This is a genomic window from Kitasatospora sp. NPDC056138 (assembly GCF_042264695.1).
In the GTDB taxonomy this organism is placed as follows: domain Bacteria; phylum Actinomycetota; class Actinomycetes; order Streptomycetales; family Streptomycetaceae; genus Kitasatospora.
Window position 1 is genome coordinate 1 of sequence record NZ_JBHJVK010000093.1, and the last position, 26,590, is coordinate 26,590.

A 26,590-nucleotide genomic window follows, 5' to 3' on the forward strand; every position below is an offset into this window, starting at 1 on the left:
TGGCACGCTGTTGAGTTCTCAAGGAACGGACGCTTCCTTCAGGCCGCCTTCCAGCGGGCCCTCCGGGCGCTTCGTTCTTTCGTGTTTCGAGCTTATCAGATGCTTTCCGCTCCGTTTTCCGGACCGAATTTCATCCAATTCGCTTTTCTTCGCCCCTCTCGGTGCGACTCCGGAACTGTACGGGGATCGACCCCCCACAAGCAAATCGCCCCCGCCCGGAGCCCCCCACGGGTCCCGGACAGGGGCGATCGACGAGCCCGACGTGAAGGTCAGACCCGGCTCATCTCCTCCGCGATCGCCGCCGCGAAGGCGTCGATGTCGGCCTCGGTGGTGTCGAAGGCCGCCATCCAGCGCACCTCACCGGTGTGCTCGTCCCAGAAGTAGAAGCGGTACTGCTTCTGCAGGCGCTCGCTGACTTCCCTCGGGAGCAGTGCGAAGACCGCGTTGGCCTCGACCGGCCGGACCACCGTCACGCCGTCGATCTTGCGGACGGCAGCCTCCAGCCGCTTGGCCATGGCGTTGGCGTGGCCGGCGTTGCGCAGCCACAGGTCGCCGGTGAGCAGCGCCTCGAACTGCACGGAGACGAAGCGCATCTTCGAGGCGAGCTGCATCGACATCTTGCGGAGGAACTTGATGTCGCGGATCTTGTCCGGGTTGAGGACCACGACGGCCTCGCCGAACATCAGGCCGTTCTTCGTGCCGCCGAAGGACAGGATGTCGACACCCGCGTCCGTCGTGAACGCGCGGAAGGGGAGGTCGAGCGAGGCGGCGGCGTTCGCGAGGCGCGAGCCGTCCATGTGCACGAGCATTCCGCGCTCGTGGGCGTGGTCGCAGATCGCCCGGACCTCTTCGGCGGTGTAGCGGGTGCCGAGTTCGGTGCTCTGCGTGATGGAGACCGCGAGCGGCTGGGCCCGGTGCTCGTCGCCCCAGCCCCAGGCCTGCCGGTCGATCAGCTCGGGGGTGAGCTTGCCGTCCGGGGTGGGGACGGTGAGCAGCTTGATGCCCGCGATCTTCTCGGGGGCTCCGCACTCGTCCACGTTGATGTGGGCGCTCTCCGCGGCGACGACCGCGCCCCAGCGCGGGAGCAGGGCCTGGAGGGCGACGACGTTGGCGCCGGTGCCGTTGAAGACGGGGTACGCCTCGGCGCGCTCGCCGAAGTGCTTGCGGAAGACCGTCTGGAGGTGCTCGGTGTACTGGTCCTCGCCGTAGGCGATCTGGTGGCCGTCGTTGGCGAGGGCTATCGCGGCGAGGATCTCGGGGTGGATCCCGGCGTAGTTGTCGCTGGCGAAGCCGCGGACGGCGGGGTCGTGCCGCCGTACCGCGTCGGTCGCTCCGGGGAGCGATCCGGCGGTGGTGCTCATCGGGCTGTCAGCCACAGGTGCTGTCCGTTCAGTTCTGCTGCGGGGCGGTCCCAGAGGCCCGCCAGGGTCTCGGCCAGGTCGGCGGTGTCGGTGAAGCCGGCGAACTTCGCCTCCGGCTTCTCGGCCCGCATCTCGGGTGTGACCAGTGCCTTGATCACCAGGATCGCAGCTGCGGCGGTGGGCTCGCCGTCGGCCGAGGTGGTCTCCTTCTTGAAGGAGTCGGCCATCGACAGCGTCCAGGCCTCGCTGGCGGCCTTGGCCGCGGCGTAGGCGGCGCCACCGGCGGTCGGCTTGTGTGCCGCGGCCGCGGAGACGATGGCGTACCGGCCGGCCTCACTGCGGACCAGCGCGGGCTGGAAGGCCAGCGAGGTGTGCTGGAGGGTGCGCACCACACGGTCGTGCAGGAAGTCCCAGTCGTCTATCCGGCTGTCGAAGAAGGTCTTGCTGCCGCGCCAGCCGCCGACCAGGTGGAAGACGCCGTCGACGTGGCCGTGCTCGGCCTCCAGGTGGTCGGCCCAGTCGTGGACCTCCTGCGGGTCGAGGAGGTCGATGACCTGGCTGCTGATCCTGGCGCCGGGCACGGCGGTGCGGACGTGGTCCACCGCCGCGTCGAGACGCTGCGGATCGATGTCGGCGCCGATCACGGTGGCGCCGGCCGCGGCGAGGCGGCGGAGTACGGCCTGGCCGGCGGGCCCGCTGGCCCCGGCGACGGCGATGACCTTGCCAGTCAGGGCGCTCATGCGGCGACTCCCGTCAGGCCCGCACCGGTGATGCCGGTGGTGGCGGCGATGACGCCGCTGAGCTTCTTGGAGAGGGCCTCGTAGAACATGCTGAGCGGGAACTCGTCGGGCACGACGGCGTCGCACAGCGCCTTGTTGAGGGCCTTGCCGTCGGTGATGTCGAGCGGCAGCGCCTCCGGTCCCTTGGCCCAGGTGGAGGCCGGGTGCGGGGTGAGGTAGCGGGAGACCAGCTGGTAGGCCGCGATCCAGTGGGCGGTCTTGGGGCGGTCGATGCCGTCGCGGTAGAGGGTCTCGATCTCACCGCAGAGCTGGTTGGTGACCTCGGCGACACGGTCCCAGTCGATGCTGAGGCGGTTGTCGCGCCAGCGCAGCGCGTCGTGCTTGTGCAGGTAGGCGAAGAGCAGCTGGCCACCCATGCCGTCGTAGTTGCGGACGCGGTCGCCGCTGACCGGGAAGCGGAACAGGCGGTCGAAGAGGATCGCGTACTGGACGTCGCGGCCCTGCGGGTAGCCCTCGGCCTCCAGGCGGACGGCCTCCTTGAAGGCGGTCAGGTCACAGCGGAGCTCTTCGAGGCCGTACATCCAGAACGGGCTGCGCTGCTTGATCATGAACGGGTCGAACGGCAGGTCGCCGTGGCTGTGGGTGCGGTCGTGCACCAGGTCCCACAGGACGAAGGTCTGCTGGGCGCGCTCCTGGTCGGTGAGCAGCTCCTCGGCGTCGGCCGGGATCTCCAGGCCGAGCTGGGCGACGGCGCTGGCGGAGACGGCGCGGAAGCGGGCGGCCTCGCGGTCGCAGAAGATGCCGCCCCAGGTGAAGCGCTCGGGGGCCTTGCGGACGGCGACGGTCTCCGGGAAGAGCACGGCCGAGTTGGTGTCGTAACCGGCGGTGAAGTCCGTGAAGGTGATCGGCACGAACATCGGGTTGTCGAAGCGGGTGCGCTCCAGCTCGGCGAGCCACTCGGGCCAGACCACCTGCAGCAGGACGGCTTCGAGGTTGCGGTTCGGGTTGCCGTTCTGGGTGTACATCGGGAAGAGCACCAGGTGCTCGAGCCCGTCGCTGCGCTGCGCGGCGGGGTGGAAGGCGAGCAGCGAGTCGAGGAAGTCGGGCTCGCGGTAGCCGGTGTCGGCCCACTTGCGCAGGTCCGCCTGGACGGCGGTGAGGTACTCGGCGTCGTGCGGGAAGAGCGGGGCGAGCTCCGCGACCGCGGTGAGCACGGTGTCGACCAGGGGGTCGACGGTCTGCCGCTGGACGGCGGCGAGATCGATGGAGCCGTCCTTGGACTGCAGGGGCCGCAGGGCCTCGACGGCGTCCTTGAGCCGGAGCCAGGCGGGGTGTGCCGCGTGGCCGGAGGGCTGGGAGGCCGGGGACGCTACGGGAAGGTCGGCCGCCACAGCGAGCCTTGGCGAAAGATTCTGCATCTGAGACTCACTTCGACAGGAGTTATTTCGACAGGGACACCATAGATTCGAAAGGTTCTCCTGTTCAAGGGGGGGCGGTCGGCGATCGGACGCGACAGTGCCAGGTGTCCGCTATCTGGACACCTGACGGATGGTTGTGGACAGACGTGCTGGTGGGATGCGAACCTCCCGCCATGCTCCCGGCGGATCTTGTGGCGCAGCGCCACCGCGACCTGCTCCGGGTGTGCTCCTGTTGCCACGCACACGACCGCTGCAGCTGTCGGCGCTGACGCCGGCGCGGGAGGCACCGCGGAGACGGTGCCGTACGCCGACCATGCCTCGTGCCCTGCAGCGCCGCCACCGGGGGATTCCGGTGTGTCCACCGCGCGGGGTGGGCACGTTGTCCCGAGGGCGCCCGTCCGCGACCCCACCTCCTTCGCCCTCCCCTGGAGTCCTGCCATGACCCCTGCCTCCGGCTCGCGCGTCGCCCGCCTGGCGCCGTTCGCCGCACTGCTCGTCGCAGCCTCGGTGCTCACCGCCTGTGCGCCGCAGGACGCCAGGACCGGCGAGTCTGCCTCCCCGGCCGCCGGTACCGGTTCGGCGCAGGCCGCGGGCGGGTGCGCGAAGGGTGCGCTGGCGACCAGGAAGGGGGGCACGCTGACCATCGGCACCGACAAGCCGGCCTACGCACCCTGGTTCGCCGACGACAAGCCGGAGAACGGGAACGGCTTCGAGTCCGCCGTCGCGTACGCCGTCGCGGACCGGCTCGGCTACCCGAAGGACCGGGTCAGCTGGGTGGTCAGCCCGTTCAACAAGGCGTTCGCGCCGGGCGCCAAGGACTTCGACTTCGACATCAACCAGGTGTCGATCAACGACGACCGCAGGAAGTCGGTCGACTTCTCCTCGGGCTACTACGACGTGCGGCAGGCCGTGGTGGCGCTGAAGAGCTCCAGGCTCGCGTCGGCCGGCAGCCTGGCCGACCTCAAGGGCGCCAAGCTGGGCGCGCAGGTCGGCACCACGAGCCTGGCGAGCATCACCGACCGGATCAGGCCCACCACCCAGCCGGCCGTCTTCGACGACAACGACCTGGCGAAGGCCGCGCTGAAGAACGGTCAGATCGACGCGCTGGTGGTCGACCTGCCGACCGCGTTCTACATCACCGGCGCCGAGGTGACGGACGCCAAGGTGGTCGGGCAGTTGGAGGGAGGCGGCACCGAGCAGTTCGGCCTGGTGCTGGACAAGGGCAGCGCGCTGACCGGCTGCGTCAGCCAGGCGGTCGACGCGCTGCGCTCCGACGGCACGCTCGCCAGGCTGGAGAAGCAGTGGCTGTCCGACGCCGTCTCGGCACCGGTGCTCAAGTGACCGCCGGCACGGCGCAGAGCGGGCGGCCCGCCGGGGGCGGGCGGTCCGCCGACGGTGAGATGCCCGGGGGCGGTGCGGCCGAGCCGTACCGCCCGTCCGCCCGTCGGCTGGCCCGCGAGGCGTACCGCAGGCAGCGGGCCAGACGCTCGGCGCTGATCGCCGCCCTCAGCACGGCCGGCACCGCGCTGGTGCTCTACCTGGTGGTCGTCAACTCGCCCGGCTGGGAGCGCACTCGGGACACCTTCTTCAACGCGCACTACGCCTGGCAGGCACTGCCCGAGGTGCTCAGGGGTCTGCGGATCAACCTCGAACTGATGGCCGTCTGCGGGGTGTTGATCCTCCTCTTCGGCCTGCTGCTGGCGCTGCTGCGCACCCTGCAGGGGCCGGTCTTCCTGCCGGTGCGGCTGCTGGCCACCGCGTACGTGGACTTCTTCCTCGGCCTGCCGATGATCATCTGCCTGCTGGTCATGATCACCGGCGTGCCCGCGCTGCGACTGACCGGTGTGACCACCGACCCACTGCTGCTCGGCGGCGCGGCCCTGGTGCTCACCTACTCCGCCTACGTCTCCGAGGTGTTCCGCGCCGGGATCCAGTCGGTGCACCCCAGTCAGCGTGCCGCCGCCCGTTCGCTGGGGCTCAGCAACGCGCAGGCGATGCGCCACGTGGTGCTGCCGCAGGCCGTCCGGCGGGTGGTACCGCCGCTGCTGAACAACCTCGTCTCGCTGCAGAAGGACACCGGCCTGGTCTCCATCGGCGGCGTGATCGACGCGGTGTACGCCGCAAAGATCATCACTTCGCAGACCTTCAACTACACGCCCTACCTGGTCTCGGCACTGGTCTTCATCGTGCTGACCATCCCGATGACCCGGTTCACCGACTGGACGACGGCCCGGATGAACCGCCGTCAGCACCAGGGAGGGACCGTATGACCGATACAACCGGTACGACCGCTACGACCGACGACGCGGTGCTGCGGCTGGAGGCCGTCCGCAAGGGCTTCGGCGAGCACGTGGTGCTGCGCGACATCGAACTCGCCGTGCCCGCCCACTCGGTGACCGCACTGATCGGCGCTTCGGGCTCCGGCAAGTCGACGCTGATGCGCTGCGCCAACCTGCTGGAGGAGATCGACGACGGTGCGATCTTCCTCGACGGCGAGGAGATCACCGACCCGCGCGCCGACCAGGACGCCGTCCGGCGCCGGATCGGTGTGGTCTTCCAGGCGTACAACCTCTTCCCGCACATGACCGTGCTGGACAACATCACCCTCGCCCCGCGCCGGGTGCACGGCGTCGCCAAGGCGGAGGCCGAGGCCAGGGCGCGGGAGCTGCTGGACCGGCTGGGGCTGGCCGCCAAGGCCAAGGAGTACCCCGACCGGCTCTCCGGCGGACAGCAGCAGCGGGTCGCCATCGTCCGGGCCCTCGCCACCGGGCCCAGGCTGCTGCTGCTGGACGAGATCACCGCGGCGCTCGACCCCGAACTGGTCGGCGAGGTGCTGGCGGTCGTCCGGGGCCTCAAGGAACAGGGCATGACCATGGTGCTCTCCACCCACGAGATGGGCTTCGCGCGCGAAGTCGCCGACCAGGTCTGCTTCCTGGACGGCGGCGTGGTGCTCGAACAGGGCCCGCCCGAGCAGGTCTTCGGCGACCCGCAGCAGGAGCGCACCCGGCAGTTCCTCGGCCGGATCGTGGCGGCCGGACGGCTCGCGGGCTGACGCCGCACGGGCGGGAGCGCCGGTGCCCGGGGAGATGTCCGGACGGCTCGCGGGCTGACGCCGCACGGTCGGGAGCGCCTCGGCACGCGGGGACCCGCAGCGCCACGGGCCGCGTTCAGGCGGCGTTCAGGCGGCGCGGAAGAGGAGCCGGTGACGTCAGGACGATCGGACTGCCCGCACCTGCGGGCAGTCGTCCGGCTGATCACCTCCGTGCGCCCCCGCGCGCGCCCTGCTGCGCCCACCCCTGATCGGTGATCGTGGACGGTGAACAGCCCTCGGAGCCGGCACCGGCCGGACCCGGGGGCCACGTGACCGGCCGAGAGGTGCACCGATGCACGGACCCGCCCTCGTCACCTGGCTGCTGGCCGCCCTGGCCGTCGGCTCCAGCCTGTACTGCCTGGCCCGCCTGCGCGGCCCCGGCCTCTCCTGTGGCGCGCACGCCGCGGCCGGGCGGGGCCGGGCCGCCCACGAGCCGAACGTCGCCGAGGCGTTGATGGGCCTCGGCATGGCGGGCATGGCCCTGCAGCCGGGCACCCTCTGGGGCTGGCCGTTCGCGCTGCTCGCCGCCGCCCAGGTGCTCGCGGCACTCCGCCCCGGCAGCCCGGCCCTGCGGGCCCACCGACTGCACCACGGGATCGGAGCGCTCGCCATGGCGTACATGGCGCTCGCCATGGCCGATGGGCCCGCGCACGAGCACGCGCACCACGGCACGCCCTCCGGGCTGCCGCTGCTGACGGGTGCGTTACTGCTCTACTTCGGCTGTTACGCACTCTGGAGCGGCAGTCGGCTGCTGTCCGTTCCTGGCGCGGCCGTCCCGGGCGGGACCACGGCGACGGGCACGGCCACAGCCGCAGCCGACGGGGTTTCACGGGCCTGCCGACTGGCGATGGGGGTAGGGATGTTCGCGATGCTGCTGTCGATGTGACGTCCAGGCGGCAGCGCCCACCGGTCCGGAGCGGGACCGGCTTCCGGCGGTTCCGGGCGGTCCGCCGAGCCGGCGGTCCGCGTGCTACCCGTCCGGCGGTTCGCGTGCGCCGCCCGTCCGGCGGTCTACGTGCCGGGCCTGCGAACGGGACGGCGGTCGGGGCACGGCAGCTCCCGCGCTCGGCGGTGGCCGGCTACTGCGGCAGCCGCCTGCGCCAGTCGAGCGGGGCGACCCGGACGGCGGAGTCCGGCGAACCGTCCCAGACCGCGGGCAGGCCCGCCTCCGTCAGGGCGGCCACCACCTCGACGCCGATCGCCGCGTCCCGCCCGCTCTGCCGGTGCTCCGGCCCGTACGCCCCGTACGCCAGCCAGAGGCCGTGGCCCGCGGCGGCGCGATCGGTGTCCTGGCTGTGGAAGAACACGTAGCCGCGGGCCCGCCCGTCGGCGAACTCCTGCATCTCGTCGTGTCCGCACCGGCCGCAGCAGGCGAAGTTCATCCGGGCCACGACGCCCCGTTCCTCCAGGGTCGCGAACGCCCGCGCCAGCCGGTCGGCGTCGGTGACCTCGGGCCAGGACTCCTGTTCGGCGAGCCGCTCGTCCCAGAGCGGGCCCAGGATCCGTCCGGCCTGCTCGACGGTGACGAAGCCCTCCCCCGGCTCGGACATCTCCGAGACCGCCACGGCCACCGCCCTGAAGTCCAGGAAGCCGCCGCGCAGCAGGGTGCGCGCATGCGCCCGGGCCTGGGCTCGGGTCTCCTCGGTGAGGCCGGGGGTGGACGTCAGGTCGAGCCGCCGCCAGTCGTGCGCGGCGGCCCAGGAGGGGTCGCCGCCGGCCCAGGCGAGGAAGGTCCCGGCCAGGGCGGCGGGGTCGGTGGCCCGCACGCCGTACTGGTCCTCGGAGCCGTCGCGGTACTCGACCTCGAACGGGCCGTCGGCCTCCCGCCAGGTCTGCAGGAAGACCTGCGGCTCGGCGGGTATCCGCTCCGCCACCACGTAGTGGTCGCCGGGGCCGCCGATCCGGGACAGCAGGGCGCGCAGTTCGACCTCGGTCGGGTGGTCGAGCTGGCCGCCGTCCTCGGTGAGGAGGGAGACGGGCAGACGGGGGGCGTCGGCATCGTTCATGGTGGGGATTCTGCCTCCCGCCACTGACAAGTGGTCAGGGCTGCGGTGCCCAGTGGTGTTGGTCACCTGCACTGCAAGTGCGTTCCCCGGGGGACCGGCAGCGCATAGGTTGGGGACAGCGCGATGCCGCGCTCCCGTGCGTCCTTGGGGGAGCACTTCGAATGACGGCCCTGCTCAGCCTGCTGCTGCTCGGATCGATGCTGGCCACCGTGGCTCCTGGGCGACTGGCCCGGGCCCAGTGGGCCGAGCGAGAACCGGTGCTCGCCCTGTGGGCCTGGCAGTGCCTGGTGGTCGCCGTCCTGCTGTGCTGCGCGCTCGGCCTGTTGCTGGCCGCTGCGGCCGCACTGCCGGAACTGCGCGAGCTGGTCTTCGCCGGGGCGCCGAGGGAGGTCGAGGCGGCCTACGGTCTGGCGGGCTCGGAGGGCTGGGGACGGCTGTGCGGCGGGCTGCTGGCGCTCGGCGGGGTGTGGACGGCGGTCTCGTTCACCCGCGAGGTACGGTCGGCGCGCGCGCTGCGCGACCACCGGCACGCCCAACTCAGCCATCGGGCACCCGAGTTGCCTGCCGAACTGAGCGGCCCCCGGGTCCGCAGCGGCCGGGAGCGGCTGGTGGTGCTGGAGAACGCGCGCGCCGAGGCGTGGTCCCTGCCGGGTCCCGGCGCCCGGCTGGTGGTGACCACGGGGGCGCTGCAGCAGCTCAGTGACCACGAGCTGGCCGCCGTCCTGAGCCACGAGCGCGGTCATGTCCGGGCCAGGCACCACTGGTTGGCGCAGTGCGCCGAGGCCCTGGCCACCGGGTTTCCCGGGGTGGGTGTCTTCAGCGCCTTCCGCGACCAGGTCGGCGAGCTGGTCGAACTGGCGGCGGACGACCGTGCGGCCCGCCGTCACGGCCGGGTGACCACGGCCCTCGCCCTCGCCGAACTCAACTCAGGCCGTGGGGTGTTCGGGTCCTGTCCGCCCCGGCAACTGGCCCAGTCGCCACGCCGGGTGGACCGGCTGCTGGCCGGTGAACCGCGCCTGCCGGTGCACCACCGGCTGCGGCTGACCGTCGCCGCCCTCGCGGCCCCGGCCGCCGCCATCCTGCTCGCGGTCGCACCGGGACTGTCCACGCTGCTCTGAAACGACCGCGCCCGCGCGAATGCGCCCGGGCGCCACAGCCCGCGCAGATGTCGCAACCAGCTCGGGCGTCACAGCCGACTCAGGCGTCGCAATCCGCCCGGGCGTCACAGCCGGTTCAGGCGTCGCAACCCGCCCGGGCGTCACGGCCCGCCGCAGCGGGCGGGTCCGCCAGCATGCGGGCGAGGATCTCGCGGTGCAGGGGGCGGGCCTCGGTGTAGCGGGTGCGCCCGGCCTCGGTGAGGCTGACGAAGATCCCCCGGCGGTCGGCGTCGCACATCGCCCGTTCGACCAGTCCGCCCTTCTCCAGCCGGCCGATCAGCCGGGAGAGAGCGCTCTGGCTCAGGTGGACGGTCTGCGCGAGGTCCTGGACCCGCAGCTTGTGGTCGACCTGCCGCTCGTCCTCGAAGAGCCGTTCCAGCACCTCGAAGTCGCTCATCCCCAGGCCGTGCCGTTCTCCCAGTTCGCGCTCCAGCGCGGAGGAGACCGCCGCATGGCGGGCCAGCAGGTCACGCCATCCGGCGACCAGGTTCGCCTCCGGGGCATCGGCGGTGACGGCATCGAGTCCGGGCATCCCTCCACGCTATCACATGCCCGGTCAATTAATGCAGGCACATTAAATCCCCTTGCATTGAATGCACGCGCATGTACTCTCCTTGCCATGACCACAGCCCAAGCCCAGCCGTCCCCGACCACAGCCCCGGCCGAGACGTCCGACGGCGGGTCCGTCCACGGCGACGCACGGTGGAGCCCACGCCTGTGGGGCACCCTCATCGTCCTCTGCGCAGCCCTGTTCCTCGACTCCCTCGACGTCTCGATGGTCGGCGTCGCCCTGCCCTCCATCGGCTCCGACCTGCATCTGTCCACCTCCGCCCTGCAGTGGGTGGTGAGCGGTTACGTCCTCGGCTACGGCGGCCTGCTGCTGCTCGGCGGCCGGGCAGCCGACCTGCTGGGACGCCGCCGGGTCTTCTTGATCGCGCTCGCCGTCTTCGCCGGCGCCTCGCTGCTCGGCGGACTGGTGGACGACGGCGGGCTGCTGATCGCCACCCGTTTCCTCAAGGGCATCGCGGCCGCCTTCACGGCACCGGCCGGACTCTCGATCATCACCACCACCTTCGCCGAGGGCTCCGCCCGCAACCGGGCGCTGAGCATCTACACCACCTGCGGAGCCAGTGGCTTCTCACTCGGCCTGGTGCTCAGCGGCCTGCTCACCTCGGCCGGCTGGCGCTGGACCTTCCTGATGCCGGTACCGGTCGCCCTGGCCGCGCTCGTCGCCGCCGTCCGGCTGCTCCCCCGTCGGCACTCCCCCGAGCGCGCCTCGGGCGGCTACGACATCGCCGGCGCGATCACCGGCACCGGTGCACTGCTGCTGCTCGTCTTCACCGTCACCGAGGCGCAGAGCGCGGGCTGGGCCAGTGCCAGGACGCTGCTGTCGCTGCTGGTGGTCGCCGCGCTGGCGGCCGCCTTCCTGGTGATCGAGCAGCGCACCGACCATCCGCTGGTCCGGCTCGGGATCTTCCGCAACGGCGGCGTCAGCCGTGCCAACATCGTCGCGTTCACGGCCATCGGCTCGTACGCGGGCTTCCAGTTCATCGCCACCCTCTACCTGCAGCGACTGCTGCACTGGTCCGCGCTGGAGATGGCACTGGGCTTCCTCCCCGCCGGGGCGCTGGTCGCGCTCTCCGCGCCCAGGATGGGTGCCATCGTCGACCGCCTCGGCACCACCCGGCTGCTTCCGCTCGGCGTGCTGGCGCTGACCGCCGCATTCGCGCTCTTCCTCCGCCTCGACGAGCACAGCGGCTACGCCGGGCTCGTCCTGCCGAGCATGGTGCTGCTCGGCGCGGGCTTCGCGCTCGCCTTCCCCTCGGTGAACATCGCCGCCACCAACGGCGTTGCGGACGACGAACAGGGTCTCGCCTCGGGGCTGGTGAACACCGCCGTCCAGGTGGGCAGCGCCGTCGTGCTCGCGGTGGTCACCGCCGTCATCACCGCCGGAAGCGGCGGCGGCGAGAGTCCGCGGGAGCAGCTCGACGGCTACCGTCCCGCACTGCTGCTGGTCACCGCCGTCTCCCTGGCGGGCCTGCTGGTGGCGTTGACCGGGACGGTGCTCGACCGTCGGCGCGACCGGGCCGCCGCGGCAGCGGTCCCGGTGCCGGACTACGACTACGACCGCTCGCCCGTGACCGAGGTGCTCATCGAGCGGTGAGGGCCGGAACGGCCGGAACCGGAGCGGCACGGCTCGACGCTGCGCGACTCGGGGCTGTGGGAGTCGGGGCTGCGGGACTCGCACCGGTGAAGGCCGACAGCCGGGAGACCCGATCCTCCGGCGTCGGCAGTGGTACGAGCCGACTCCACCAAACCCCCGTGTTGGTGGAGTCGGCTCGCCGTACGGGTCCGACCGGCCCCGAACAGCGAGGGCGTACCGGATGCGGATGTCCCCGGATTCGGGCACGGCGGACCTGGCCCCACCAGTATATTGGCCGGGAGCCAGTCAACGTACGGAGCAGTCACGATGGCACCTCGCGGAGAATCGGTCAACGAGGAGATGCGCCGGCGTTCCCGTCGGCGCATCATGCGAGCCACCGTCGAGCTCGTGGACCAGCACGGATACGCCGGAACGACGCTCGGCGACATCGCCGCACGGGCCGGACTCGCACGGGGGCTGCTGTCCTACTACTTCGACGGCAAACGACTGCTGATGCAGGCCGCCACCCACCGGCTGATGCACCTGGAGCTCGCCGCGGCGCTCGCCCAACTGCCGCCCGGCGCAGGCCCCGAGGCCAGGCTGGCGCGCGCGATCGATGCGGTGCTCGGCGTGGCGATGGAGCACCCGCGGGTGATGCGCTCGCATCTCGCGCTGATCCTCGACCCGGACGTGGGCGCGTTCGTCCAGGACCCGGAGCAGCAGCAACTCGGGGCGATCCTGCGGGAGCTGTTGCTGGACTGGGGTGCGGTCGACCCGGTCGCGGAGCACGCGGTGCTGCGCAGCGCGCTGATGGGCGGCTGCATCGGTGTCCTGCTGCCGGACGCGACACTGCCGCTGGCGCCGATCCGGGCCGATCTGTTCGCCCGCTACGGGCTGGCCTGGGAGTTGGGCGTACCGCCGCAGCCGCAGGCCCCGCCCCGGCCGCAACCGTCGGTCAGGGCCTGAGCGGCCGGGGTGCACGGACGCGGCGGCGGGACCGCGCGGGTGCTCCGGCCCGTCCGCGGTGCTCCGCCTGGCCCCGACGGGCCCGCCCGGCGCGGCTCAGTGGTCGGTGAGGATCGACTTGAAGAGGTCGATGGTCTGGTCGGGCGTCAGGCTGTCGACGCAGAGGCGTTCCATGACCTGGACGTAGGCGTCGACGTCGTCGCGCTTGTCGAGGTAGAGCGCGCTGGTGAGTTGTTCCAGGTAGACCACGTCGGCCAGGTCCTGTTCAGGGAAGCGCAGGATGCTGAACGCGCCGCTCTCGCCGGCATGGGCGCCGAAGCGGAACGGCATCACCTGGATCACCACGTTGGAGCTCTCGGCCACGTCGATCAGGTACTGGACCTGGGCGCGCATCACGGCCGGGCCACCGACCGGACGGCGCAGCGCGGCCTCGTCGATGACCGCCCACAGGCGGGGGCTCTGGCCCTCGGTCAGCAGCTTCTGGCGGCGCATCCGGAGGCTGAGCCGGCGCTCCAGCTCCTCGTGGCTGAGGACGGGCCGGGTCTGGGCGAAGACGGCGCGCGCGTACTCCTCGGACTGGAGCAGGCCGGGGATGAACTGCACCTCGTAGGTGCGGATCAGCGCCGCGGCCTCCTCGAGGCCGACGTAGGTCTGGAACCAGCCGGGCAGCACGTCGTTGTAACTGTGCCACCAGCCCGGCTTGTTGGCCTCGCGGACCAGGCCGAGCAGCGCCTCGCGCTCGGTGCCGTCGTGCACGCCGTAGAGGGTCAGCAGGTCGGCCACGTCGCGCTCCTTGAAACTGACGCGGCCGAGTTCCATGCGGCTGATCTTCGACTCGGAGGCGCGGATCTGGTAGCCGGCGTCCTCGCGGGTGATGCCGTGTCCCTCACGCAGCCTGCGCAGCTGGGAGCCGAGGAGGATGCGGCGCACCATCGAGCCACCGTTGGGCTGAACTGCGGTCATGCCGTCGAAACCTCCACCTAGGGCAAACAGGGCACAGTCTGCCATCAGTTGAGCGCTCAGGGTGCCGGTACTGGCAGAACGATCTATCAGTTCTGCATCGGAACACCATGATGCACGTGCATCCGGCGCTTGCATATGCCAATAGTGCGACTGCACGTGAATCGACTCTTGCATCTGCAGTGAGCGCAGAGGACCATGGTGCACGTGCACCTGCACATCCCTGGCAATCCCGCGGGCTCCGCGTTCGACCCCTCGCGCGAAACCGCACACCCGCTTGGCCGCGCCATCGCACGGCCGGGCTTGCGTGCGCGCGTGCGGGCCGTCGAGGAGGCTGGCGCGCGGCCGAGCGAGTCGGAGGTGACCGGCATGACCCCCACGGGTCCAGCCGTGTCCGCCCCCTTATGGGAGGAGCTCTTCATGGGCACCGGTACGGCTGTCCTGGCCGACCCCCACGTGGCCACCTGTACGCTCGCGCCACGCTTCGACGCCGTCAGAACCGCTCGCGAGTTCGCCAGATCGGCCCTGCACGACTGGGGCCTTGGCGAGCTGTTCGACGATGTCGCCCTGGTCGCCTCCGAGTTGGTGACCAACGCACTGCGGCACGCCCTCGGGGCCCGGCGGGACGAGTGCTCCCCCGCCACTGCCGGCCATCCGCCGAGGCGGCCCGGCACACTGCAGGGTTCGGACGAGTTCCTGCCGATCCGAATAAGCCTGGTGCACCGGGAGGCGCAGGTGGTCTGCGCGGTCAGCGACCCGAGCAGTGCCGGACCGGTCGCCCGCGAGCCCGACTTCGTCGCCGAGTCCGGCCGGGGGCTGCACCTGGTCGACTCCTTCAGCCGCTCCTGGGGCTGGCACCCGCTGGCGGGCGCGGGCAAGGTGGTCTGGGCCATGTTCGAGGCCGGCCCCGGCCCGGTGGAGGCCCCCGTCGGGCGGCACCGCCGCTCCGCCTGAGCAGCCCTCCACAGCCGATCGGGCGTCCACCGGGGACCAGGCGTCCACCGCCGGACGGCCGCCAGCAGCCGGGCCGACACCCTTGGCCGGGCCGATGCCCACGGCCGGGCCGCTGTCCGGGCCCCGGGTTCCCGCCCACCCCGGCACACCGGCCGACAGGTGCCGACCCGAGGCCGTCGAGCCGACAGCCGTGATCCGACGGGCGCGACCCGACAGCCGTACGAGCGGCGACCTGACGGTGCCCACCCCGACGGGTGCCCGTCCCGGCGTGCGCCGATCCCTGGCCACCGCGACGAACGGCCGCAAGGACGATGAAGGCCGTCGTGGCAAGAGTCCCACGACGGCCTGTGTGCAGCAGGGTTGAGGGTGGCTCAACCCGTCAGATGGTCGAACTCCCCGTCCTTCACGCCGAGCAGCATCGCCGTGATCTCCGCCCGGGTGTAAATCAGCGCCGGGCCCCCGGGAAAGCGCGAGTTGCGCATCGCCACCTCACCGCCCGGCAGAGCGGCGAACTCGACGCAGTTGCCCTGCGAATTGCTGTGCCGGCTCTTCTGCCAGACCACGCCTTCGAGGTCCGCAGCCGCCATGCCGTTGTACGTTTCCTGCATCTCCTGCACCGAATTCTCCCGACCTGCCAGGCTTACGCCTCACTTGACGCGATGATAGCTCCAGTGCACGTGCATCAGCACGGGACATTGCCCGTGCAAGGCAAGCGTGTCGGAATGTGCGACCCCCGGTCCGCCCAACCGGCTTTGATGGAACGTAAGCGGACATAGCCCGGCGAATCGGAGACTGTTCGATGACTGCCCGTACCGGGCCCGCGCCACCGTGTTGATCTTCGTGAGCCCCGCGCCGGGCTCGCGATCCGCCCCCCGGAAGCGCCTGTGAGGCACGTCACCAAGGACGGTGACTGACGGTCTTTTGGTTGCAGGATGCGACAGATCGTCAGCAAGGATTGGGTAATTTGGTGGCAATTGTCCGGATTACTGGCAGGTTTGGTGGCAACTCTCGGGATCCGGATACAGCCCCGCCTGGCAAATGTCCTACGATCTCCGCCATGAGCACCGCAGCCATCCCGGGCGCGCCACTGCCCGTCCGTACTCCAGGCTCCCGTGCGCGGGGGCGCCACCGCCGTCCCGAGCGCCCCGAGGTCCCGGCCGGCTCTCCGGCGCTGGTGCTGGCCGTCCCGGCCGCCGCCGGCCCGGAGGCGAGCCCGATCGTCGAGGAGCTGCTGTCCATCGTGCGCGGCGAGCAGCCGGGCATCGAGACCGCCGTCGGCTACCTGGTCGGCGACAGCGCCGAGCCGGACGCCGCAGCAGACGCCGACCAGACCGCCCCGACCGTGGCCGGGGTACTCGCCCAGGCCGCCGCGGCCGGTCTGCCGACGCCCGTCGTGATCCCACTGCTGTCCGGCCCGCACGCGTTCCTGACGGACCTGCACCGGCTGGCCGGCGAGACCGGGGCGGCCGTCACCGACGTGCTCGGCCCGCACCCGCTGCTGGCCGAGGCGGTGCACGTACGGCTCTCCGAGGCCGGTCTGGCCCGCGCCGACCGGGCCCGGCTGTTCGCCATCACCACGGCGGCCGACGGCGTGGTGCTGACCACCGTCGGCGGTGAGGAGGCCGCCGCCGCGGCCGGGATCACCGGCGTACTGCTGGCCGCCCGCCTCGCGGTGCCGGTGGTGGCCGCCGCCCTGGACGTGCCCGGCTCGGTGGCCGCCGCGGTCGAGCACCTGAAGGCCACCGGCTCGCAGCGCCCCGCGCTGGCCCCGCTGGTCATCGGCCCGGAGGCCGACCCCGAGCTGCTGGCCGCGGCCGCCGAGGAGACCGGCTGCCCGAGCGCCGCCCCGCTCGGCACCTACCCGACCGTCGGTCAGCTGATCGCCTCGACCTACCTGGCCGCCCTCAACCTCCCGGCACCGGGCGAGTCCCCGGTCGCCGTCGAGGAGCAGCCGGCCGGCTGAGCGCACACCGGATCCACCCGAGAGGCCCCCTCCGAGGGGCCTCTCGGCGTTTCCGGGCCTCCCGCCGCCCCCGGCACGCCCGAACCCGGCCCTGCGGACCGCAGGGCGGCTCCCGGGCGCGCCCGGCTGGCCGCAGCACCCGGGCGGCCAGCAGCGGGTCAGGTGGACAGCGGCGGGTCGGATGGCCAGGGGCGGGTCAGGTGGACAGCGGCGGGTCGGATGGCCAGGGGCGGGTCAGGTGGCCGGCGGCCAGTGGCGGGTCAGGTGACGCGGGAGCCCTGCGGGTTGCGCGCCCCCTGCCGCCCCCGCCCCGAGTCGGCGCAGATCGGGAGCGTTTGCCTCATTGGCGAACAATTCGGACATCCCCCACCACCCGTTCCACCCGGCCGCGTTGACCTCGATTCCGCCGACGAGTGGGACTTTTCAAAAACTTCACAAACGGCGGACCGACTCGCCGAAAATGCCACCGCGTCACCTGAAAGACAGGCAGATCGCCAACCGGACGGGAGCCCTGAAAGGGGCCCATCGGTTTCCCGGGAAATGTCCATTCGTATTCGATCTTGAGGGGTTGGCAAATGACCTGTGAGGGAGCTCACAGGTGTTTGCGGTTTCAACTTAAGTCTGCTTAACGTGCTCCCCGTTCGTTGACACACGGACCCAGCTCTTCCGGAACGCCGAGTCCTGCCGCCGGAGCAGCTGGCAGCGCAGAACGCACCTACGGCAGGGGCGGGGGAACCAGGTAAGTCGCCCGGGAGCCGGTCAGAAGTGGCCGACTCCGGGCTAGGGGTGAAGCCGTGCACAGCGCGGCCGGGCAACTCCAGCCCGAATCCGACAGCTCACCTCGCAGGCGTGGGAGAGGAACGCACCTTCATGCTGCCCATCAACGCCAACAAGCGTGCCCGCCGTCTGATCGCCGCCACCGGTGTGGTCGGCCTCGGCCTCTCGATCCCCGCCCTCACCGCCGTCGGCGCCTCCGCGGCCACGGTCGCCACCTGGGACAAGGTCGCCCAGTGCGAGAGCAGCGGCAACTGGAGCATCAACACCGGCAACGGCTTCTACGGTGGCCTCCAGTTCACCTCCTCCACCTGGGCCGCCTTCGGTGGCACCCAGTACGCCCCGCAGGCCAACCAGGCGACCAAGGACCAGCAGATCGCCGTCGCCGAGAAGGTCCTCGCCTCGCAGGGCCCCGGCGCCTGGCCGGTCTGCTCGGTCAAGGCCGGCCTCACCAAGGGCGGCACCCCCGCCCAGGTCGACACCAGCGCCGCCGCCCCGGCCGCCGCGCCGAAGCCCGCGACCCCGGCCCCCGCCGCCAAGCCGGCTGCCAAGCCCGCCGCCCAGGCCCCGGCCGCCGCGCCGACCGCGGACAGCGCCCAGTACACCGTGGTGGAGGGCGACTGGCTGTCGACCATCGCCCAGAAGAACAGCGTCGAGGGCGGCTGGCAGAAGCTGTACGACCTCAACAAGTCGCTGCTGACCAGCGGTCCTGACGTCATCTACCCGGGCCAGCAGCTGGCCCTGGGCGGCACCGCCCCCGCCGCCCCGGCCCCCGCCGCGCCGAAGCCGGCCGCCCCGGCCCCCGCCGCCAAGCCCGCCGCCCCGGCCGCCACTCCGGCCGCGACCGGCAGCAAGGCCGCCGCGATCAACTTCGCGCTCTCCAAGGTCGGCCAGGCGTACGTCTACGGTGGCAGCAGCGACGGTGGCTGGGACTGCTCCGGCCTGACCCAGGCCGCGTTCCGCCAGGCCGGCATCTCGCTGCCGCGCGTCGCCGCCGACCAGGCCGACGTCGCCAGCCGCGTCTCGCTGGACAGCCTGCAGCCGGGCGACCTGCTGTTCTGGTCCAACAACGGCAGCAACTCGGGTGTCTACCACGTCGCCATCTACATCGGCGACGGCAAGTACGTCGAGGCCGCCAACCCGAAGGCGGGCGTGAAGATCGAGACCATCGCCAACTACGCCCCGGACTTCGCCGGCCGCGTCTGACGGTCCCTGCGGTGAGGCCGCTGCCCCCGGTGCTCTGGTCGGCGCCGGGGGCAGCGGCCTCACCCGTTCCGGAACGCGCTCCGCGGGGCCGTTCCCGGTCGGGCCGCGCGCCCGTGGACCTGCGCGGTCCGCCCGAGCAGCGGGGCTGGTCAGGCGGCTGCCGTGCCCCTAGAGTCCACGGGAGTACCCACCGGGAGGGGAACCGCCATGGCCAAGGTCACCATCAGCCTGGACAGCGATCTGGCCATCGAGGTCATGCTGCTGTCCGGCACCAGGAGCCCGCAGGACGCGGTGGAGTTGATCGTCCGCGACTACCTGGCCACCGGCCGCCGTACCGAGGCCCGCACGACGGACGCCGCCGACGCCCACCGGACCGAGCCGCGCACGTCCACCGCCGAAGAAGGCTGAGGAGCGGTCACTCCTCCTTGCCGGGGGTCTCACCGTGCTCATCGCCGGATTTCCTGTCCCGGCGCGGCCAGCGGGCACGGGTGAAGACCAGGAGCCCCGCGAAGATCACCGCCGCGACGATCGCACCGATCAGGGTCGCGCCGCGGAACCAGGGCGCCCTGACGTCCATGACGCGCTGCCCGGCGTGTGCGCCGCTGCCGCTCCCCACAACAACGCTCAGCGTCCAGAGGTTCGGCAGCGCGAGCACCACCGCCAGGAGCAGCCAGGCGACCGCCACCTTCCACGGCCGCCGCCGGTGCAGCCCGGCCCAGGCCGCCAGCAGCGGGAGCAGCGTGAAGCAGATCCCGAAGACGAGTCCCAGCAGCAGTCCCGTGCTCAGGTGCCCGTCCACCATGGCACCCACCCGCTGCGACCACCAGCGCGGGATCGTCGCGGCCCAGACGAAGTAGGCGATCACGCCGAGCACCAGCAGTCCCCCGCCGAGCAGCAGCCGTCTGCGCCAGACCGGCCACGCCTCCGGCTCCCCCGTCCGATCCACTCGATCCGCCCGACCAGCTCTCATGGCTCGATGCTGGCAACAAGCGACCCCGCACGCAGCGCGGGACGGGGGTGCACGCCGCCTGCGGGACGGCGGGCCGCCCCGGGGACCGGCCGGACGCTCCCGGGCCGGTGCTGCTCCATCCGGGCGACGGACGACGGGGGTGCGGGGAGCGGGCGACGGGGTGCGAGCTGCGGACTGCGGACGACGGGGGCGGGCGCGGGGTACGGGCTGCGGACGACCGGGGCAGACGCTGACTGCGGGCTGCGAACGACGACTGCGGACGACGGGTGCGGACGCGGGCTGCGGACCTCGGAGCGACAACGCGTCGGCCCGCCGGGCGTATCCCGGCGGGCCGACACGGACTACGGGGCTGCGCCCGGCGGCGGACTCAGTGCGCCCGAGCCCCGGTGGAGCCGCGCATCACCAGTTCCGGCTGGAACATGAACTCGGCGCGCTGCCCGGGGTTTCCGCCGACCTCCTCCAGCAGGGCGTCCACCGCGGCCGTGGCCATCGCCTCGACGGGCTGGCGGATGGTGGTCAGCGGCGGCTCGGTGAAGGCGATCAGCGGCGAGTCGTCGAAGCCGACCACCGAGATGTCCTGCGGCACCGACAGGCCGCGCTGGCGGACCGCACGGATCGCGCCGAGCGCCATCATGTCGCTGCCGCAGACGATCGCGGTGCAGCCCTGGTCGAGCAGGGCGCCCGCGGCCGCGTGCCCGCCCTCCACGCTGAACAGCGTGTGGTGGACCAGGGCCTCGGCCTCCTCGGGGGTCCGGCCGAGCAGTTCCCGGACGGCCGCCGTGAAGCCCTCGATCTTGCGCAGCACCGGGACGTACCGGCGCTGCCCGACGGCCAGGCCGATCTTCTCGTGGCCGAGCTCGACCAGGTGCTGCACGGCCATCCACATCGCAGCCCGGTCGTCCGGCGAGATGAACGGCGCGGCGATCTTCTCGCTGTAGCCGTTGATCAGCACGAACGGGACCTGACGGCCCGTCAGCTTGGCGTACCGGTCATGGTCGGCGGTGGTGTCGGCGTGCAGTCCGGAGACGAAGACGATGCCCGCGACACCCCGGTCGACCAGCATCTCGACCAGTTCGTCCTCGGTGGACCCGCCGGGCGTCTGGGTGCACAGCACCGGGGTGAACCCGTGGCGGCTGAGCACCTGCTCGATCACCTGGGCCAGCGCGGGGAAGATCGGGTTGCTCAACTCGGGGGTGATCAGGCCGATCAGGCCCGCACTGCGCTGGCGCAGCCGGGTCGGCCGCTCGTAGCCGAGCACGTCGAGCGCCGCCAGCACGGTCTGCCGTGTGGTGGCGGAGACGCCCGCCTTGCCGTTGAGGACGCGGCTGACGGTGGCTTCGCTGACCCCCGCCTGCGCCGCGATGTCCGAGAGTCGCGCCGTAGTCACGACCCCAGAGCCTATTGCAACCATCTCAGACCGCCCACCACACGGTGCTGTCCGCCTCCAGCACCGCTTCTCCGGCGTTCACTTCGACGCTCCCGGTGGAGCAGAGCAGCACCCGGCCGGGTGCGCCGACCAGGACCTTCTCGCCCGTGGTGTTCACGGTGCAGACGAAGGAGCCCTCGGCGCTGTCCCGGCGGAAGGTCAGCGTGCCCTCGGGCCCGTCCAGCCAGGTCACCTCGCTGCCCGCGCCGAGGGCGGGCGTCGCCCGGCGGACGGCGAGGGCGGAGCGGTAGAGCTCCAGGGTGGACGTCGGGTCGCCGGTCTGCGCCTCGACGCTCAGCCCGGCCCACTCGGCGGGCTGCGGCAGCCAGCTGGGGCCGCCCGCGGTGGGGCCGAAGCCGTACGGGGCCTCGGTGCCGGACCACGGGATCGGCACCCGGCAGCCGTCCCGGAAACCGTCCTGGCCGGCCTGGCGGAAGAACGAGGGGTCCTGGCGGACCTCGTCGGGCAGGTCGGTGACGTCCGGCAGGCCGAGCTCCTCGCCCTGGTAGAGGTAGGCGGAACCGGGCAGGGCGAGCATCAGCAGGGTGGCGGCGCGGGCGCGGCGCAGGCCGAGCTCGCGGTCGCCGGCGGTGCGGATCTGGGTGCCGCCGGGCGGGTTGCCGAAGCGGGTGGCGTGCCGGGTGACGTCGTGGTTGGAGAGCACCCAGGTGGTGGGGGCGTCGACCGGGCGCATCGAGTCCAGCGAGACGTCGATGACCTCGCGCAGGGCGGCGGCGTCCCAGTGGGTGCCCAGGTACTGGAAGTTGAAGGCCTGGTGCAGCTCGTCGGGGCGGACGTAGTTGGCGGTGCGCTGGACGGTCGGGGTCCAGGCCTCGGCGACGCCGATCCGCTGGCCCGGGTACTCGTCGAGGATCCGGCGCCAGGAGCGGTAGATCTCGTGCACGCCGTCCTGGTCGAAGAACGGCATCACGTCGTTGCCGAGCAGCTTGAGCTGGTCGCTGCCGCCTATGTCGGGCAGGCCCTGGGCCTTGACCAGGCCGTGCGCGACGTCGATCCGGAAGCCGTCCACGCCCATGTCCAGCCAGAACCGCAGGATGGAGCGGAACTCGTCGGCGACGGCCGCGTTCTCCCAGTTGAAGTCGGGCTGCTCGGGGGCGAAGAGGTGCAGGTACCAGTCGCCGGGGGTGCCGTCGGGGTCGGTGCTGCGGGTCCAGGCCGGGCCGCCGAAGATGGACTCCCAGTCGTTGGGCGGCAGTTCACCGTTCTCGCCCTTGCCGGGGCGGAAGTGGTAGCGGTCGCGCAGCGGGGAGGCGGGGCCGTCGCGCAGCGCGCGCTGGAACCACTCGTGCTGGTCGGAGGAGTGGTTGGGGACCAGGTCCACGATGATCCGCAGGCCCAGCTGGTGGGCGTCGCGGATCAGCGCGTCGGCGTCCAGCAGGCTGCCGAACATCGGGTCCACCGCACGGTAGTCGGCCACGTCGTACCCGGCGTCGGCCTGCGGCGAGGCGTAGAACGGCGAGAGCCAGACGGCGTCCACCCCGAGGTCGCGCAGGTACGGCAGGCGGCTGCGGACACCGGGCAGGTCGCCCATGCCGTCACCGTTGGCGTCGGCGAAACTGCGCGGGTACACCTGGTAGATGACCGCATCGCGCCACCAGTCTCTGGTCGCACCGGCGTTCGCGGCGATCGGCGCTGCGGCGGGCCGGGAGGTGTCGGCCAGGTTCTGGGTCATCGGACAAGTCATCCTTTGAGGAAACGGTTGCTTCGGGGAACGGTTGCTGGTCAGGACTTCGCGGCACCGGCGGTCAGGCCGGTGACCAGGTGCTTCTGGACCAGGTAGAAGAACAGCGCGGCGGGCAGCGCGATCAGCACCGAGGTGGCGGCCATCAGGTGCCACTGCGCGTCGTGCTCGCTGATGTAGCTCTGCAGGCCCACCGCCAGCGTGTACTTGTCGGAGCTGAGCATGAAGGTCGAGGCGAACGGCACCTCGGCCCAGGCGGTGAGGAAGGAGTAGAACGCGGCGACCGCCAGTCCCGGCCGGGCCAGCGGCATGATCAGCCGCCAGAAGGTGCCGAACGGGGTCAGCCCGTCCACCCGACCGGCCTCGTCGATCTCCACCGGGATGGTGTCGAAGTAGCCCTTCATCAGCCAGGCGCAGTACGGGACGATGGTGCCCGAGTAGGTGAGGATCAGGCCGAGGTAGCTGTCCAGCAGGTCGAGGCTGGACAGGATGGTGTACATCGGCACGATCACCACGGCGATCGGGAACATCTGGGTGAGCAGCAGCGTCCACATCAGCTGGCGGTGGCCGGGGAAGCGCATCCGCGAGACCGCGTAGCCGGTGGTGGCGGCGACCAGGACGGCGAAGACCGTGGTGCCGATCGCGACCAGCATGGAGTTGCCGAACCAGGTGAGGAAGTCGGTGTGCTGCAGCACGAAGCCGTAGTTGCCGAGGCTCATCTTGTCGAAGATCTGGCCCGGGTGCAGGTAGTCGGTCTTGTCCGGGCCGAGCGAGATCCAGGCGATCCACAGCACCGGGAAGAGCGCGACCAGCGAGGCCACGGTGAGCAGTCCGTGCAGGAGCGCCGTCAGGACCCCGCCGCGCTCGCCGCGCGCCTTCCGGCGGGGGACCGCGGCCGGCCGGGCCTGCGGGACGGGGGTGGGGAGTTCGGTGCTGACGCTCATTCGCTGGCCTGCCTCGTCGTGGTCGGTGGGGTGACTGCGCCGGTCCGCGCCATCAGGCGTTCTCCTCGTTGCGGACCTGCCAGCGACGGTAGAAGCTGGTGAAGACGACCAGGATGGAGAGCAGCAGCACCCCGTAGGTGGCCGATTCGGCGTAGGCGCGGGGCTGTTGGCCGAAGCCGAGGCGGTAGGCCCAGGTGACCAGGATCTGGGCGTCCGGAGAGCCGTTGCCCAGCAGCAGGAAGATGATGGCGAACTGGTTGAACGTCCAGATCACGCCGAGCAGGACGACGGTGCTGCTGACGGTGCGCAGCCCGGGCAGGGTGACGTAGCGGAAGCGCTGCCAGGGCGTGGCGCCGTCCATCTCGGCCGCCTCGTAGAGCTCGGCCGGGATGGACTGCAGGCCGCCGAGCAGCGAGACCATCATGAACGGCACGCCGCACCAGGTGTTGACGAGGACGGCGGCGGCCTTGGAGGCGAGCGGGTCGCTGAGCCAGGACGGCTGCGGCAGGTGCAGGAAGCCGAGCGCGGTGTTGACCACTCCGCTGTCGGAGAGCATCAGCCGCCAGGAGAAGACGGTGACGAAGGTGGGCACGGCCCAGGGCAGGATCAGCAGCATCCGGTAGGTGGTGCGGCCGCGCAGCTTCTGGTTCAGCAGCAGGGCGAGGCCCAGGCCCAGGGAGTAGTGCAGGCTGACGCAGAGGACCGTCCACAGGACCGTCCAGATCAGGTGCGACCAGAAGCGGTCGTAGGAGCCGGGTCCCCACAGCACGTCGGCGTAGTTGTGCAGGCCGACGAAGTCGAAGCTGTCGGGGATGTGGTTGACGCCGATCTGGCGTGCCACGTTGAGGCTGTTGGCGTTGGTGAGGGTCAGGTAGATGCCCCGGCCCAGCGGGTAGCCGACGAGCACGCCGAGCACGACGACCACCGGCGCGACCATCGCGTAGGCGTACCAGTGCCTGCTGTACGAGAGCTTGAGGCGCTGGACGAGGCCGGGCCGCGGTTCGCGGTCGCGACTGCCTTGGCTGGGAGCGCCCTGCACGGCGACTGCCATCTTTGACACCTTCTCGGGAGGTCCGCCGCCTCGCTGCGGCGACTGCTGTGCATACGGGAGGCCGCCCGGCCCGCCGGTGGGGCGGCGGGCCGGGCGGCTGGGGACTTACTTGCCGAAGCCGGGGAGCAGCTTGGCGAAGTCGGTGGCGGCGGAGTCCAGGCCGGACTGGGTGCTGGCCTGGTCCTGGGCGATCTTCACCAGGTCGGTGCCGAGCGGGGTGAACAGCGAGCTGTACTCCGGCAGTTCGGGGCGCGGCTGGGCGACCGGGAGGATCGCCTGGAAGCCGGTGATGCCCGGGTCCTTCTTGACCTCGGCGGTGTACGCGTCGGCGCGGGTCGGCAGGGTGGAGTTCTTCTGTGCGAGGAAGGTCTGGCTCTCGGCGGAGGTCAGGAAGGCGGCCAGCTTCTCGCCCGCGGCCTTGTGGGCGGCGTCGGAACCGGCGTAGACCGAGACGTTGTGGCCGCCGGTCGGGGCGCCGGCCTTGCCGGTGGAGCCGGCCGGGACGGCGGCGATGCCGAGGTTGTTCTTGTCCGCGAAGGCGGCGCCCTTGTAGATGTTGGTGATCTCCCAGGGACCCTGGATGATCATCGCGGCCTTGCCGTTGTTGAAGGCGTCCATCATGTGCGCGTACGCGTCGGTGGTCACGTCGGCCTTGACGGTGCCGGGCGAGGTGAACATCGACTTGTAGGTGTCGACGGCCTTGACGGCCTCGGGCGAGTTGATGGTGATCTTCTTGCCGGCGGCGTCCACCATGTTGGTGCCCTCGCCGTAGAGGAACGGCATCAGGTAGTAGCCGTCACCGGCGCGCATGAACAGACCGTCCGCACCGGTCTTGTCCTTGATCTGCGCGGCGTCGGCCTTCAGCTCGTCCCAGGTGGCGGGCGCCTTGGCGATCCCGGCCTTGGCGAACAGGTCCTTGTTGTAGAGCAGGCCGAGGGTGTCGGTGACCAGCGGCACGCCGTACAGCTTGCCCTCGAAGGTGGCCTGCTTGATCAGGCTGGGCTGGAAGGCGGAGGTGTCCTTGGCGGCGTCCGTGCCGTCCAGCGGCTCCAGGAACCCGGCCTTGGCGAAGGCGGCGGTCCAGCCGACCTCGGAGCGGAAGACGTCCGGCGCGCCCTTGGCACCCATCGCGGTCTGCAGCTTGTTCTGTGCCTGGTCGAAGGGCACGTTGACGAAGTTGACCTTGATGTTCGGGTTCGCGGCCTCGAACTTCTTGACCAGTTCCTGGTAGTTCGGCGCCTCGTTGGTGGCGTTGGAGGTGTCCCAGTAGGTGATCGTGACAGGGCCGTCGGCCTTGCCGTCCGAACCTGAGCCGCCGCTGCTGCCACAGGCTGCAGTCGAGACCGCGAGGGCCGCAACGAGGGCGGAGGCCGCGATGCCACGCCGCATGAGAACTCCTAGAAGGTGGGGGTGCCCGAGATGGTGTGGGGACCGCGCATAATGGCTGTCCCGTGCCGACTGCGCCGTTGCGGCCGTCGGGCTTGGGCAGGAACGTAACAGGCGCGCAATCGCTACGGAAAGGCCTTGCAGCAAGTTTCTGCAAGATCCTGCGATCGTTACGCCCGCGTGTCCTCCGCGTTGCCGCAAGGTAGTCGATCTGCGGCCATCCGTCCGGCAATTGTCCGATTGCTCCCCATTCCGCACCCTGCAAGGCGACTTGCAAGGCGTCGGCGGCGACTGGCCTGTATTTAAAAGGATGAGCATCCGATATATTGATGGCGCTGCCGAACCACCGGCAGACCCGTCGGACCGTGCTGG

24 protein-coding genes and 1 riboswitch are annotated in these 26,590 nt (G+C 71.4%); of the genes, 11 read left to right on the forward strand and 13 right to left on the reverse strand.

The window, feature by feature from the left end:
• Positions 1 to 269: 269 nt before the first annotated feature.
• The 3 genes from ACFC1R_RS35085 to ACFC1R_RS35095 are packed head-to-tail and all read right to left on the reverse strand — an operon-like array spanning position 270 to position 3,519.
• Positions 270 to 1,361 (reverse strand): threonine aldolase family protein, encoded by a 1,092-nt coding sequence (locus ACFC1R_RS35085; protein ID WP_375945737.1) that lies wholly within the window; start codon positions 1,359 to 1,361, stop codon positions 270 to 272.
• Positions 1,358 to 2,101: an SDR family NAD(P)-dependent oxidoreductase gene (locus ACFC1R_RS35090; protein WP_375945739.1), complete on the reverse strand. Its 744-nt coding sequence runs from the start codon at positions 2,099 to 2,101 to the stop codon at positions 1,358 to 1,360. The genes ACFC1R_RS35085 and ACFC1R_RS35090 overlap by 4 nt, the downstream gene beginning before the upstream one ends.
• The gene (locus tag ACFC1R_RS35095; RefSeq protein WP_375945741.1) at positions 2,098 to 3,519 is read right to left on the reverse strand and encodes a DUF6421 family protein; all 1,422 of its coding nucleotides are present in this window, start codon (positions 3,517 to 3,519) and stop codon (positions 2,098 to 2,100) included. Before ACFC1R_RS35095 ends, ACFC1R_RS35090 begins: the two co-directional genes overlap by 4 nt.
• A gap of 438 nt (positions 3,520 to 3,957) precedes the next feature.
• On the opposite strand from ACFC1R_RS35095, the gene ACFC1R_RS35100 reads away from it, so the two are divergent.
• The 4 genes from ACFC1R_RS35100 (at position 3,958) to ACFC1R_RS35115 (ending at position 7,496) form a co-directional block, all read left to right on the forward strand.
• Complete coding sequence (locus tag ACFC1R_RS35100) at positions 3,958 to 4,860, forward strand: ABC transporter substrate-binding protein (protein ID WP_375945743.1); 903 nt, start codon at positions 3,958 to 3,960, stop codon at positions 4,858 to 4,860.
• Positions 4,857 to 5,789 carry an amino acid ABC transporter permease gene (locus tag ACFC1R_RS35105; RefSeq protein WP_375945745.1) on the forward strand — a complete coding sequence of 311 codons (933 nt, stop codon included), beginning with the start codon at positions 4,857 to 4,859 and terminating at the stop codon, positions 5,787 to 5,789. The genes ACFC1R_RS35100 and ACFC1R_RS35105 overlap by 4 nt, the downstream gene beginning before the upstream one ends.
• Positions 5,786 to 6,571: an amino acid ABC transporter ATP-binding protein gene (locus ACFC1R_RS35110; protein WP_375945747.1), complete on the forward strand. Its 786-nt coding sequence runs from the start codon at positions 5,786 to 5,788 to the stop codon at positions 6,569 to 6,571. The genes ACFC1R_RS35105 and ACFC1R_RS35110 overlap by 4 nt, the downstream gene beginning before the upstream one ends.
• Before the next feature lie 331 nt (positions 6,572 to 6,902).
• On the forward strand, positions 6,903 to 7,496 hold the full coding sequence (locus ACFC1R_RS35115; protein WP_375945749.1) for a DUF5134 domain-containing protein: 594 nt from the start codon (positions 6,903 to 6,905) through the stop codon (positions 7,494 to 7,496).
• A 193-nt stretch (positions 7,497 to 7,689) separates the two neighbouring features.
• On the opposite strand, the gene ACFC1R_RS35120 is transcribed toward ACFC1R_RS35115, so the two are convergent.
• A complete protein-coding gene (locus ACFC1R_RS35120; RefSeq protein ID WP_375945751.1) occupies positions 7,690 to 8,616 on the reverse strand; it encodes a DUF6891 domain-containing protein in 927 nt (308 codons plus the stop codon).
• Positions 8,617 to 8,777: 161 nt separating this feature from the next.
• Between ACFC1R_RS35120 and ACFC1R_RS35125 the strand changes: the two genes are divergently transcribed.
• Complete coding sequence (locus ACFC1R_RS35125; protein WP_375945753.1) at positions 8,778 to 9,734, forward strand: M56 family metallopeptidase; 957 nt, start codon at positions 8,778 to 8,780, stop codon at positions 9,732 to 9,734.
• 115 nt (positions 9,735 to 9,849) lie between these two features.
• Here ACFC1R_RS35125 and ACFC1R_RS35130 read toward each other — a convergent pair whose 3' ends face one another.
• A complete protein-coding gene (locus ACFC1R_RS35130; RefSeq protein WP_375945755.1) occupies positions 9,850 to 10,305 on the reverse strand; it encodes a MarR family winged helix-turn-helix transcriptional regulator in 456 nt (151 codons plus the stop codon).
• An 87-nt stretch (positions 10,306 to 10,392) separates the two neighbouring features.
• On the opposite strand from ACFC1R_RS35130, the gene ACFC1R_RS35135 reads away from it, so the two are divergent.
• Positions 10,393 to 11,937: an MFS transporter gene (locus tag ACFC1R_RS35135; protein ID WP_375945757.1), complete on the forward strand. Its 1,545-nt coding sequence runs from the start codon at positions 10,393 to 10,395 to the stop codon at positions 11,935 to 11,937.
• Between the two features lie 306 nt (positions 11,938 to 12,243).
• Complete coding sequence (locus ACFC1R_RS35140) at positions 12,244 to 12,882, forward strand: TetR/AcrR family transcriptional regulator (protein WP_375945759.1); 639 nt, start codon at positions 12,244 to 12,246, stop codon at positions 12,880 to 12,882.
• A gap of 96 nt (positions 12,883 to 12,978) precedes the next feature.
• Here the strand turns inward: ACFC1R_RS35140 and ACFC1R_RS35145 are convergent, their stop codons facing one another.
• A complete protein-coding gene (locus ACFC1R_RS35145; RefSeq protein WP_045303112.1) occupies positions 12,979 to 13,845 on the reverse strand; it encodes a helix-turn-helix transcriptional regulator in 867 nt (288 codons plus the stop codon).
• 366 nt (positions 13,846 to 14,211) lie between these two features.
• Here ACFC1R_RS35145 and ACFC1R_RS35150 point away from each other — a divergent pair, with 366 nt between their 5' ends.
• The gene (locus ACFC1R_RS35150) at positions 14,212 to 14,796 is read left to right on the forward strand and encodes an ATP-binding protein (protein ID WP_375945761.1); all 585 of its coding nucleotides are present in this window, start codon (positions 14,212 to 14,214) and stop codon (positions 14,794 to 14,796) included.
• Between the two features lie 371 nt (positions 14,797 to 15,167).
• Here the strand turns inward: ACFC1R_RS35150 and ACFC1R_RS35155 are convergent, their stop codons facing one another.
• Positions 15,168 to 15,404 carry a DUF397 domain-containing protein gene (locus tag ACFC1R_RS35155; RefSeq protein WP_375945779.1) on the reverse strand — a complete coding sequence of 79 codons (237 nt, stop codon included), beginning with the start codon at positions 15,402 to 15,404 and terminating at the stop codon, positions 15,168 to 15,170.
• Between the two features lie 449 nt (positions 15,405 to 15,853).
• Between ACFC1R_RS35155 and ACFC1R_RS35160 the strand changes: the two genes are divergently transcribed.
• The 3 genes from ACFC1R_RS35160 to ACFC1R_RS35170 all read left to right on the forward strand — a co-directional run bounded on the left by ACFC1R_RS35160 (position 15,854) and on the right by ACFC1R_RS35170 (position 19,147).
• Positions 15,854 to 16,759, forward strand: coding sequence for a hypothetical protein (locus tag ACFC1R_RS35160; RefSeq protein ID WP_375945762.1), 906 nt, complete (start codon positions 15,854 to 15,856; stop codon positions 16,757 to 16,759).
• A gap of 693 nt (positions 16,760 to 17,452) precedes the next feature.
• Positions 17,453 to 17,622: riboswitch (cyclic di-AMP (ydaO/yuaA leader) on the forward strand.
• A complete protein-coding gene (locus tag ACFC1R_RS35165; protein WP_375945764.1) occupies positions 17,609 to 18,739 on the forward strand; it encodes a transglycosylase family protein in 1,131 nt (376 codons plus the stop codon). (Overlaps the previous riboswitch by 14 nt.)
• A gap of 207 nt (positions 18,740 to 18,946) precedes the next feature.
• Entirely contained in the window at positions 18,947 to 19,147 is a 201-nt protein-coding gene (locus tag ACFC1R_RS35170; RefSeq protein ID WP_375945766.1) for a hypothetical protein, read from the forward strand.
• A 7-nt stretch (positions 19,148 to 19,154) separates the two neighbouring features.
• Here ACFC1R_RS35170 and ACFC1R_RS35175 read toward each other — a convergent pair whose 3' ends face one another.
• From ACFC1R_RS35175 to ACFC1R_RS35200, 6 genes are all read right to left on the reverse strand, one after another.
• Positions 19,155 to 19,709 (reverse strand): hypothetical protein, encoded by a 555-nt coding sequence (locus ACFC1R_RS35175; protein WP_375945767.1) that lies wholly within the window; start codon positions 19,707 to 19,709, stop codon positions 19,155 to 19,157.
• A gap of 367 nt (positions 19,710 to 20,076) precedes the next feature.
• Complete coding sequence (locus tag ACFC1R_RS35180) at positions 20,077 to 21,120, reverse strand: LacI family DNA-binding transcriptional regulator (RefSeq protein ID WP_375945769.1); 1,044 nt, start codon at positions 21,118 to 21,120, stop codon at positions 20,077 to 20,079.
• Between the two features lies 1 nt (position 21,121).
• Positions 21,122 to 22,828 (reverse strand): glycoside hydrolase family 13 protein, encoded by a 1,707-nt coding sequence (locus ACFC1R_RS35185; protein WP_375945771.1) that lies wholly within the window; start codon positions 22,826 to 22,828, stop codon positions 21,122 to 21,124.
• Between the two features lie 50 nt (positions 22,829 to 22,878).
• On the reverse strand, positions 22,879 to 23,781 hold the full coding sequence (locus ACFC1R_RS35190) for a sugar ABC transporter permease (protein WP_375945773.1): 903 nt from the start codon (positions 23,779 to 23,781) through the stop codon (positions 22,879 to 22,881).
• A 52-nt stretch (positions 23,782 to 23,833) separates the two neighbouring features.
• The gene (locus tag ACFC1R_RS35195) at positions 23,834 to 24,832 is read right to left on the reverse strand and encodes a carbohydrate ABC transporter permease (RefSeq protein ID WP_375945775.1); all 999 of its coding nucleotides are present in this window, start codon (positions 24,830 to 24,832) and stop codon (positions 23,834 to 23,836) included.
• A 105-nt stretch (positions 24,833 to 24,937) separates the two neighbouring features.
• Positions 24,938 to 26,221: an extracellular solute-binding protein gene (locus tag ACFC1R_RS35200; protein WP_375945777.1), complete on the reverse strand. Its 1,284-nt coding sequence runs from the start codon at positions 26,219 to 26,221 to the stop codon at positions 24,938 to 24,940.
• Between the last annotated feature and the right edge of the window lie 369 nt (positions 26,222 to 26,590).

Bases quoted from the DNA above. Each gene is read 5' to 3' on its own strand.
- ACFC1R_RS35180 (WP_375945769.1), bottom strand. From the start codon at position 21,120: ATGGTTGCAATAGGCTCTGGGGTCGTGACTACGGCGCGACTCTCGGAC.
- ACFC1R_RS35155 (WP_375945779.1), bottom strand. From the start codon at position 15,404: ATGCAGGAAACGTACAACGGCATGGCGGCTGCGGACCTCGAAGGCGTG.
- ACFC1R_RS35100 (WP_375945743.1), top strand. From the start codon at position 3,958: ATGACCCCTGCCTCCGGCTCGCGCGTCGCCCGCCTGGCGCCGTTCGCC.
- ACFC1R_RS35200 (WP_375945777.1), bottom strand. From the start codon at position 26,221: ATGCGGCGTGGCATCGCGGCCTCCGCCCTCGTTGCGGCCCTCGCGGTC.
- ACFC1R_RS35085 (WP_375945737.1), bottom strand. From the start codon at position 1,361: ATGAGCACCACCGCCGGATCGCTCCCCGGAGCGACCGACGCGGTACGG.
- ACFC1R_RS35190 (WP_375945773.1), bottom strand. From the start codon at position 23,781: ATGAGCGTCAGCACCGAACTCCCCACCCCCGTCCCGCAGGCCCGGCCG.
- ACFC1R_RS35145 (WP_045303112.1), bottom strand. From the start codon at position 13,845: ATGACCGCAGTTCAGCCCAACGGTGGCTCGATGGTGCGCCGCATCCTC.
- ACFC1R_RS35170 (WP_375945766.1), top strand. From the start codon at position 18,947: ATGGCCAAGGTCACCATCAGCCTGGACAGCGATCTGGCCATCGAGGTC.
- ACFC1R_RS35175 (WP_375945767.1), bottom strand. From the start codon at position 19,709: ATGAGAGCTGGTCGGGCGGATCGAGTGGATCGGACGGGGGAGCCGGAG.
- ACFC1R_RS35130 (WP_375945755.1), bottom strand. From the start codon at position 10,305: ATGCCCGGACTCGATGCCGTCACCGCCGATGCCCCGGAGGCGAACCTG.
- ACFC1R_RS35135 (WP_375945757.1), top strand. From the start codon at position 10,393: ATGACCACAGCCCAAGCCCAGCCGTCCCCGACCACAGCCCCGGCCGAG.
- ACFC1R_RS35110 (WP_375945747.1), top strand. From the start codon at position 5,786: ATGACCGATACAACCGGTACGACCGCTACGACCGACGACGCGGTGCTG.
- ACFC1R_RS35195 (WP_375945775.1), bottom strand. From the start codon at position 24,832: ATGGCAGTCGCCGTGCAGGGCGCTCCCAGCCAAGGCAGTCGCGACCGC.
- ACFC1R_RS35120 (WP_375945751.1), bottom strand. From the start codon at position 8,616: ATGAACGATGCCGACGCCCCCCGTCTGCCCGTCTCCCTCCTCACCGAG.
- ACFC1R_RS35150 (WP_375945761.1), top strand. From the start codon at position 14,212: ATGACCCCCACGGGTCCAGCCGTGTCCGCCCCCTTATGGGAGGAGCTC.
- ACFC1R_RS35095 (WP_375945741.1), bottom strand. From the start codon at position 3,519: ATGCAGAATCTTTCGCCAAGGCTCGCTGTGGCGGCCGACCTTCCCGTA.
- ACFC1R_RS35115 (WP_375945749.1), top strand. From the start codon at position 6,903: ATGCACGGACCCGCCCTCGTCACCTGGCTGCTGGCCGCCCTGGCCGTC.
- ACFC1R_RS35140 (WP_375945759.1), top strand. From the start codon at position 12,244: ATGGCACCTCGCGGAGAATCGGTCAACGAGGAGATGCGCCGGCGTTCC.
- ACFC1R_RS35125 (WP_375945753.1), top strand. From the start codon at position 8,778: ATGACGGCCCTGCTCAGCCTGCTGCTGCTCGGATCGATGCTGGCCACC.
- ACFC1R_RS35160 (WP_375945762.1), top strand. From the start codon at position 15,854: ATGAGCACCGCAGCCATCCCGGGCGCGCCACTGCCCGTCCGTACTCCA.
- ACFC1R_RS35185 (WP_375945771.1), bottom strand. From the start codon at position 22,828: ATGACCCAGAACCTGGCCGACACCTCCCGGCCCGCCGCAGCGCCGATC.
- ACFC1R_RS35090 (WP_375945739.1), bottom strand. From the start codon at position 2,101: ATGAGCGCCCTGACTGGCAAGGTCATCGCCGTCGCCGGGGCCAGCGGG.